We start from the raw sequence: 8918 nt of genomic DNA on the forward strand, positions 1-8918 counted from the left end.
CCCGCTCATGCGGGGTTTTTTGCGTTTGGCCCATGCGATTCGAGATGGTCTGTCGCCAGTGGCGAGCACGCCGATCGGCAGCGCTGCAAGCGTGCGCCGTCAGTGACGTTCGACACGCGACCACGTGTTGCGGCTGTGGCGACCGTGTTCGACGCCTCCACGACGGATGCCGATGGAAGGCCAGCTGGATGCAAGGCTTGACGCCAAACGTCCACGATCAAGGCCAATGCCAATGCGTTGCAGCCAGGTGGAAGCACCAGAAACAAACAGATGAGGTCTCACAACCTCATGCCAGATCACTGTTTCCCAGGTGGCACGGGCATGTCCTTGATGCCCTGCCGGATGGCGCTCGAACGGGCGAGATCTCCGCTTGCCTCATACACCTCGGCAAGGCTGTCCAGCGCATTGCGGGACGCCGGAAACAGCGACACGTTGAGCGCGAACACACGAATCTCCGCATCTGCGTCGGTCAAGGCCGCGACACCCTCACCGCTCCAAACGGTTCGTTGGTTGCTTTGAGAAGCGCTACGCACACCGATGATCCCGGCTGGTCCTTGCCTGTCCACCGTCGTGGGACCTTACGCGGCATGGATGCCGCGTAAGGTCCTACAAGGACGTACTTGCGGCGTGTCCCGCGATGGTGGGCGGGCAAGGGCCCTGCAGCCAAGTCGCAGATCACCCGCTCTGCACTACACCGGCATGAACTCTTTGTCTTAGCCGATGTCAGAGCGGCCAAACGCCTTGTCACCCGTGCTCAATGCCCACCCGCCGCCGCTGCGCCGCCTGCACCTGCACCGAACGGCGGCTTGGCCAGCCACAGGAAGAAGATGATCGCCAGGAACGTCCAGCCGAGCAGGTAGAAGATGTCGTTGAAGCCCATCTGCGAGGCCTGGTGATTGATCATGTTGTTGAGCGATGCCGCGCCGCGTTGCAGGTCGCCCTGCCCCATCGCGGTGACCTGCTCCTGCATGCCCGGCGTATACACCGAGATGTGTTCGGTGATGTGCGCATGGTGCACCTGGGTGCGGCGTGCCCACAGGTAGGTGGTCAGCGATGCGGCAAAGCTACCGCCCAGGGTACGCAGGAAGGTGGCCAGGCCGGAACCAGCAGCGATCTCGCGCCCGTCCAGGTCCGAGAGCAGAATCTGCAGCACCGGCATGAAGAACAGAGCCACACCCACGCCCATCACCAACTGCACGGTGGCCACATGGCTGAAGTCCACCTGCAGGTTGAAGTTGGAGCGCAGGAAGCTGGTGAACGACAGGAAGATGAAGGCGACGGTGGCGAGCATGCGCAGATCGAAACGCAGCGCGTACTTGCCCACGAATGGGGTCATCAGCACCGGCAGGATGCCGATCGGCGCGGTGGCAAGGCCGGCCCAGATCGCGGTGTAGCCCATGTCGCGTTGCAGCCATTGCGGGATCAGCAGGCTCACGCTGAAAAACGCTGCATAGGCCACCACCATCGCCAGGGTGCCGGCGCGGAAGTTGCGATGCCGGAACAGCTTGAGATCGACGATGGGATCCTTGTCGGTAAGCTCCCAGATCACGAACACCACCAGCGCCACGGCAGCGACGCAGGCCAGCACCACGATCTTGTCGGAAGAGAACCAGTCCTCGTCGTTGCCCAGGTCCAGCACCAGCTGCAGCGCACCGACGCCGACCACCAGCAGGATCAGGCCGATATAGTCCATGCGCGGTTTTTCCAGCTGCTCGGGGCGATGCCGCAGCTGCGAGCCGACGATGCTGCTGGCGATGATGCCCAGCGGCACGTTGATCAGGAAGATCCATTCCCAGCTGTAGTTGTCGGTGATCCAGCCACCCAGGATCGGGCCGGCGATCGGCGCCACCACGGTGATCATCGCCAGCAAGGCGAGCGCCTGCCCGCGTTTTTCGCGCGGGTAGATCGACACCAGCAGGCTCTGGGTGATCGGGTACATCGGCCCGGCAACAAACCCCTGCAGCGCGCGCGACACCACCAGCATACCCATGCTCTGGGCCAGGCCGCACAGCAACGAGGCAATGGTGAAGGCCAGCGTCGACCACACGAACAGCTTGGTCTCGCCGAAGCGGCGGCTCAGCCAGCCGGTCAGCGGCAGGGCGATCGCGGTACTGACCGCGAACGAAGTGATGACCCAGGTGGCCTGCTGCGAACTGGCGCCGAGATTGCCGGCGATGGTCGGCAACGAGACGTTGGCGATGGTGGTGTCCAGCACCTGCATGAACGAGGCCATCGCCAGGCCCACGGTGCACAACGCCACGCTCGCCGGGCGAAAGCCGGCGGCGGGCGCAGGTGCCGAGGGGCCGCCTGGCGCGGTGGGAGCTTGCGAAGACATGCTGGCTCAGCCCGCCTTGGACGCAGCCTGCGCAGGCAGGTTGTCCTGGATGATGCGTTGGATGTCCGCGTCGGCGGCCTGCAACTGCTGCGCATACACGTCGGTGGAGAACACCGCGCCATTGGCGAACTTGGTCGGCAGCACGCTGCCCTGCTGGTCATGCAGGTTGACGTCGACCTTCATCGACAAACCGATGCGCAGCGGATTGCCGGCCAGTTGCTTGGCATCCACCGCAATGCGCACCGGCACGCGCTGCACGATCTTGATCCAGTTGCCGCTGGCGTTTTGCGCCGGCAACAACGAGAACGCGCTGCCGGTGCCCAGGCCCAGGCTTTCGATGCGGCCGGTGTAGTTCACGCCGCCGCCATACAGATCCGAATGCAGCTCCACTTCCTGGCCCAGGCGCATGTGCTTGAGCTGGGTTTCCTTGAAGTTGGCTTCCACCCACACCTGCTCCAGCGGCACCACTGCCATCAGCACGCTGCCGGGCTGCACACGCTGGCCCAGCTGCGCCGAGCGACGTGCCACGTAGCCGGACACCGGCGCGATGACACCGGTGCGCGCATGGTTGAGATAGGCCTGACGCAGCTGTGCGGCGGCAGTCTGCACGTCCGGCTGGTTGGCCACCGCGCTGTCGTCCACCAGCGCGCGGTTGCGTTCGAAGCTCTCGCGCGAACCGCTCACCGCCGCTTCGGCCGCAGCCAGTTCCTCGCGGGCATGCGCCAGTTCTTCGTTGGAGATCGCGCCGCTGGCGGCCAGATCCTTGCGGCGTGCGAAGTCGGCACGTGCGCTGCGCAGGCTCACCTCGCGCGAGGACAGTTCGGCCTGCGCGCCTTCCACGCTGCGGTACAGACCACGCACCTGGCGCACGGTCTTGGCCAGATTGGCCTCGGCCTGCTGCAATGCGACTGCGGTGTCGGCCGGGTCCAGCTGCACCAGCAACTGGCCGCGCTCCACGCGCATGCCGTCTTCGGCGCCGATGCTGACCACGGTGCCGCCGACCATCGGGGTGATCTGCACCTGGTTGCCCTGCACGTACGCGTCGTCGGTGTCTTCGTGCCAGCGGCCGACCAGGAAGTACCACACCACAAGACCGATGATCGCCAGGATCACCACAATGGCCACGATGCGCAGCGCCGCACGGCGCTTGCTGGGCGCGGCCGGCGCAGGTTGGGAAGAAGTTGGAGTCGTCTGGCTCATCGTTGCTGTCTCAGGAATTCGGTTGAGCGGAAGTGGTCGCGGCGTGTGCGGTATCGCGCGCAGGTTCCGGCGTGAATCCGCCGCCCAGGGCACGCTGCAACCTCACCGAGGCCAACAGTTGTTGCGATTGCAGGCTGGCCATGCGCTGGCGTGCGGTGAGCAATTGCTCCTGCACGCTGAGCACTTCCAGATAGCTGCCGATACCGGCGCGGTAGCGCTGTTGCGCAAGCGCGAAGGCGGCGGACACGGTCTGCACCGCGTCGTCCTGCGCATGCGTACGCTGCTCCAGCGAACGCACGGCGTTGACCTGGTCGGCCACCTCGCGCAGGGCGTCGATCACCTTCTGGTTGTAATCGGCCACCGCCAGGTCGTATTGCGCATCGCTACCGGCCAGATTGGCGCGCAGCTTGCCGCCATCGAAGATCGGCAGGCTCAGGGCCGGCGCAACCACGCCAAAGACCGAGGCGCTTTCCAGCAACTGGCCGACATCGCGATTCACCACCCCGCCCAGCGCAGTGATGTTGAAGCTGGGATAGAAACGGGTCTTGGCCGCGGCAATGTCCTGATTGGCGGCCTCCACGCGCCAGCGCGCGGCGACCACATCGGGACGGCGGCCCAGCAGGTCGGCCGGCAGGTTGCTCGGCAACTGCGTGGCGATGGCCGCCCCCAGCGTCGGGCGCGCAATCTCCAGGCCGCGATCCGGGCCTTGCCCGATCAAAGCGGCCAGCGCATTGCGCGCCTCGTCGATCTGCTGCTGCGCGGACTGCAGCTGCTGCTGCGCCGACGGCACGCGGGCCTGCGCCTGACGCACCTGCAGATCGCTGTCGATGCCGGCGCTGCGGCGTTGCCGGGTGAGGTCCAGGGTCTTCTGCACGCGGGTCAACTCGTCGTTGGCCACGTCGTGCAGGCGCCATGCGTAGTCGAGCTGCGCATAGGCTTCGGCAATCGCCGCCGACAGGTTCAAACGTGCCGCCTGTGCGTCCACCTCGGCCGCATGCGCCTGGTCCACCGCTGCTTCCCAGGTGGCGCGCTTGCCGCCCCACAGGTCCACGCCATAGCGGAAGTCCAGCACCAGTTGACCGTTGCCGCCGAACTTGCCGCCGCGCTCCTCGCCCACCATCGATTCGGGCAACTGCACGCCCGCATAGCCGCCGGACACCGACAGGCTGGGGCCGCGATCGGCCTGCGCGCTACCGATGCGTGCCTGCGCCTGGCGCAGGCGTGCGTCGGCCGCGGCCAGGCTGGGGCTGTGCTGCAGGCCTTCGGCAATCAGCGCATTCAATTGCGCATCGCCCAGGGCGCGCCACCAGTCGCTGGTCGGCCAGGCGGCAGGGCTCAGGTTGGCCTGGGCGAGGGTGCGCTCGGCATGCAGCGCGCCCGGCTCCAGCATGGTGCCCTGCGGGGCAAGTCCGCGGCTGCTGGCGCAGGCGGCCAGCGCCAGCGTCAGCGCAGTGAGGACGAGCGGCCGCGCAAGCTGCGTGGACCGCAGGCGCAGCATCTGAATCGGGGAACTAGCAGCGTTCATGAGTTGAGTGCATCGCGGACACGGATGAGAAGAGAGGTGAGTTGCTCGCGCTCGGGCGGGGCCAGATCGCGCAGGCCATGCTCGATGGCGCGTTCGCCGCGCAGCTTCAGGCGCTCCCACAGCGCCACGCCCTGTTCGGTCATGACGATCTGCAGCGCACGCCGGTCCTGCGCGTGCGGCTCGCGTCGCACCGCACCGAGCGCTTCGAGCTTGTCGAGCAGGCGGGTGACCGCGCTCGGGGTCTGGTCCAGCGCCAGCGCCAGCTCGTTGGCCGTGCAGGGCGAGCGCACCGCCAGGATATTCAGGCCGACGTAGTGGCTGAAGCCGAAGTCCGGCAGCTCGCCCTTCATTTCGGCATCGAGCTGACGCATCAGCGCGTCACGCACCTGGCGCAACAGCAGCCCGAACGACGGCGAGGCGGTGGAGAGGTCATTCATGGCTGGCTATTTTCTTCCGAAAAATATATTTGTCCACACAAATATCTCGGAAGGGATTAAACCGCCAGCAAGGATCGCCACCTTACGCGGCTGCATGCCTGGCCTGGTAATACAATTGCGCCAATGACTGTCGAAAACCCGCCAACCACTGTCGATGCGCTGCCGCCCGGTGTGCGGGACAGCTTCGAATGGGCCGACGGACCGGAGGTGATCGCGTTTCTGGCCAATCTGCGCGCGGTATGGGCGCCGGAGGCCGTCCGGCACGCCCATGTCCGCGGGCAATTGATGTACGTGGAGCACGGCGTGCTGACGGTGCACACCGCGCAGGGAACCCTGTCGCTACCGCCGGGCTGCGCCGGCTGGATGCCGCCCGGGCAGCAGCACACCGTGGAGCTGGCCGGGCCGCTGCGCGGCTGTGGTGTGGTGGTGCGGCCGGACGCCTGCGCCGCATTGCCCGCGCAAGGCGGGGTGATCCGCCTGACCGGACTCGCCCGCGAGGTGATCATGCGCGCAGCCGACTGGCCGCTGGGCCAGCCGCTCGACCCCGCCCGACAGCGCCTGGCCGCGGTGCTGCTGGACGAACTGCACCAGGTGCAGATCGACCACCTGCACCTGCCGATGCCGGCCGACCGGCGGCGGCTGCGCATCGCCCGGCAGTTGCTCGATACCCCGGCCGACCCGCGCCCGCTGGACGCCTGGGCCGACTGGGGCGGGCTGTCGGCGCGCAGCCTGAGCCGGCATTTCCGCAGCGAGACCGGGTTGAGTTTCGCGCAATGGCGGCAGCAGGCCCGGCTGGCGGAAGCACTACGGCGGCTCAGCCGGGGCAGCCCGGTCGCCCAGGTCGCCGACCAGCTCGGATACAGCAGCCCCAGCGCCTTCGTCAGTGTGTTTCACCGCCATTTCGGCGCCCCACCCACGCGTTATCTGGCCGGCACGCATGCGCGCGGCTTGGCATCCCCCGCCGCATCCGGATAATCGGCGCTCTTCGAGCGCGCGCTGCGGCGCGGGCTCCTCTTTCGTAGGACCTGGCTTTACATGACCGATCTGACCCGCCCCACCTTCCACGGCTTCGAGCAGCTGCCGCTGCGCGAGTACGCCGAACGCGCCTATCTCGACTATTCGATGTACGTGGTGCTCGACCGCGCCCTGCCGTTCCTGGGTGACGGCCTGAAGCCGGTGCAGCGGCGCATCATCTTCGCGATGAGCGAGCTGGGCCTGAATGCCGCGGCCAAGCCGAAGAAATCCGCGCGCACCGTGGGCGATGTGATCGGTAAGTACCATCCGCACGGCGACAGCGCCTGCTACGAAGCGCTGGTGCTGATGGCGCAGCCGTTCTCCTACCGGTACCCGCTGATCGAGGGCCAGGGCAACTTCGGCTCCACCGATGACCCCAAGTCGTTCGCGGCAATGCGCTACACCGAATCCAAGCTGACCCCGATCGCCGAGGTGCTGCTGGGCGAGATCAGCCAGGGCACCACCGATTGGGCGCCCAACTTCGACGGCACGCTGGAGGAGCCGACCTGGCTGCCGGCACGCCTGCCGCACCTGTTGCTCAACGGCACCACCGGCATTGCCGTCGGCATGGCCACCGATGTGCCGCCGCACAACCTCAACGAGATCGTCAGCGCGCTGCTGCGCCTGCTCGACAATCCCGATGCCACGGTTGCCGAACTGTGCGAACACGTGCTCGGCCCGGACTACCCGACCACCGCCGAGATCATCACCCCGGTGGCCGACCTGCGCGCAATCTACGAGACCGGCCACGGCAGCGTGCGCGCACGTGCCACCTACAAGAAAGAACACGCCAACATCGTCATCGACGCGCTGCCGTACCAGGTCTCGCCGTCCAAGGTGATCGAGCAGATCGCCCAGCAAATGCGCGCCAAGAAGCTGCCATGGCTGGAAGACATCCGCGATGAGTCCGACCACACCAGCCCGGTGCGGGTGGTCCTGGTGCCGCGCTCCAACCGTGTCGATGCCGAACAGTTGATGGGCCACCTGTTCGTCACCACCGATCTTGAGCGCAGCTACCGCGTCAATCTCAACGTGATCGGCCTGGACGGCCGCCCGCAGGTGAAGAACCTGCGCCAGCTGCTGAGCGAGTGGCTGACCTTCCGCAGCGACACCGTCACCCGCCGCCTCAACCATCGCCTGCAGAAGGTCGAGCGCCGCCTGCACCTGTTGGAAGGCTTGTTGATCGCCTTCCTCAACCTGGATGAAGTGATACGTATCGTCCGCAGCGAGGACGAGCCCAAGCCGGTGCTGATCGCCCGCTTCGCGCTCAGCGAAGAGCAGGCCGAATACATCCTGGAAACCAAGCTGCGCCAGCTGGCGCGCCTGGAAGAAATGAAGATCCGCGGCGAGCAGGAAGCACTGGCCAAGGAACGCGCGCAGTTGATGGCCATCCTGGAAAGCAAGACCAAGCTGAAGAAGCTGATCAAGGACGAACTGACCGCTGACGCCAAGAAGTTCGGCGACGCGCGTCGCTCGCCGCTGGTGCAGCGTGGCGCCGCCCAGGCGATCGATGAAACCGAGATGGTCGCCAGCGAACCGATGACCGTGGTGCTGTCGGAAAAGGGCTGGGTACGCGCGGCCAAGGGCCACGAGGTCGACCCGGCCGGCATGTCCTACCGCGAAGGCGACAGCCTGCTGGCGGCGGTGCGCAGCCGCAGCACGCATCAGGTGGCGTTCCTGGATTCGGAAGGCCGCGCCTATTCGACCGCCGTGCATACCCTGCCCTCGGCACGCGGCAATGGCGAACCGTTGACCGGCCGTTTCTCGCCGGCCTCGGGCGCGGCATTCCAGGTCATGGCCAGTGCCGACAACGCCACCCGCTTCGTGCTGGCGTCCTCGCATGGCTACGGCTTCGTTACCCGCTTCGAAAACCTTACCGGTCGCAACAAGGCCGGCAAGGCGATGCTCAACCTGACCACCGGCGCACAGGTGCTGACGCCTGCGCAGGTGACCAACCCGCAGAGCGACCGCATCGTGGCCGTCACCAGCGCCGGCAATCTGCTGGCAGTGACGGCCAGCGATGTGCCCGAACTGGACAAGGGCAAAGGCAACAAGATCATCGACATCCCCAAGGCCAAGCTCGGCACCGAGCGCGTGGTCGCGGTGGTGGCGGTGGCACCGGGCAACACGCTGCTGGTGCGCAGCGGCGCACGCACCATGAGCCTGTCATTCAAGGACCTGGATACCTATTTGGGCGCGCGCGCGAGTCGCGGGGCGTTGTTGCCGCGCGGCTGGCAGAAGGTGGACGGGCTGGAAGTGCAGTAACGGCTGTTCACCGACGTGGCGCGCAGCGGCGCGTTCGACGCTGCTGCTGCCTCGATTCTGCCGATTTGCTGCAGGGCCCTTGCCCGCCCACCATCGCAGGACACGCCGCAAGTACGTCCCTGTAGCAACTGTGTTGTTGGAG

The 8918-nt window shown here is 66.6% G+C and carries 7 protein-coding genes; 2 read left to right on the top strand and 5 right to left on the bottom strand.

All coding sequences use genetic code 11. From position 1 onward, the window contains the following. Nucleotides 1-296 precede the first annotated feature (296 nt). The 5 genes from LL972_RS13335 to LL972_RS13355 form a co-directional block, all read right to left on the bottom strand. Nucleotides 297-473 carry a hypothetical protein gene (locus LL972_RS13335; protein WP_228328002.1) on the bottom strand — a complete coding sequence of 59 codons (177 nt, stop codon included), beginning with the start codon at nucleotides 471-473 and terminating at the stop codon, nucleotides 297-299. 281 nt (nucleotides 474-754) lie between these two features. Then, nucleotides 755-2335 carry a DHA2 family efflux MFS transporter permease subunit gene (locus tag LL972_RS13340; RefSeq protein ID WP_228328003.1) on the bottom strand — a complete coding sequence of 527 codons (1581 nt, stop codon included), beginning with the start codon at nucleotides 2333-2335 and terminating at the stop codon, nucleotides 755-757. A gap of 6 nt (nucleotides 2336-2341) precedes the next feature. Continuing rightward, nucleotides 2342-3535: an efflux RND transporter periplasmic adaptor subunit gene (locus LL972_RS13345; RefSeq protein WP_047125658.1), complete on the bottom strand. Its 1194-nt coding sequence runs from the start codon at nucleotides 3533-3535 to the stop codon at nucleotides 2342-2344. Between the two features lie 10 nt (nucleotides 3536-3545). Continuing rightward, nucleotides 3546-5033, bottom strand: a complete 1488-nt coding sequence (locus LL972_RS13350) for an AdeC/AdeK/OprM family multidrug efflux complex outer membrane factor (RefSeq protein WP_228328004.1) — start codon at nucleotides 5031-5033, stop codon at nucleotides 3546-3548. 23 nt (nucleotides 5034-5056) lie between these two features. Then, nucleotides 5057-5497: a MarR family winged helix-turn-helix transcriptional regulator gene (locus LL972_RS13355; RefSeq protein ID WP_228328005.1), complete on the bottom strand. Its 441-nt coding sequence runs from the start codon at nucleotides 5495-5497 to the stop codon at nucleotides 5057-5059. A gap of 123 nt (nucleotides 5498-5620) precedes the next feature. On the opposite strand from LL972_RS13355, the gene LL972_RS13360 reads away from it, so the two are divergent. Together LL972_RS13360 and parC are read left to right on the top strand one after the other, a co-directional pair. Continuing rightward, on the top strand, nucleotides 5621-6472 hold the full coding sequence (locus tag LL972_RS13360; RefSeq protein WP_228328006.1) for an AraC family transcriptional regulator: 852 nt from the start codon (nucleotides 5621-5623) through the stop codon (nucleotides 6470-6472). A gap of 60 nt (nucleotides 6473-6532) precedes the next feature. Next, the gene (gene parC, locus LL972_RS13365; protein WP_228328007.1) at nucleotides 6533-8776 is read left to right on the top strand and encodes a DNA topoisomerase IV subunit A; all 2244 of its coding nucleotides are present in this window, start codon (nucleotides 6533-6535) and stop codon (nucleotides 8774-8776) included. Nucleotides 8777-8918: the final 142 nt, after the last annotated feature.

The sequence above is a fragment of the Xanthomonas campestris pv. asclepiadis genome (genome assembly GCF_020784175.1).
Taxonomy (GTDB): Bacteria; Pseudomonadota; Gammaproteobacteria; order Xanthomonadales; family Xanthomonadaceae; genus Xanthomonas; species Xanthomonas campestris_D.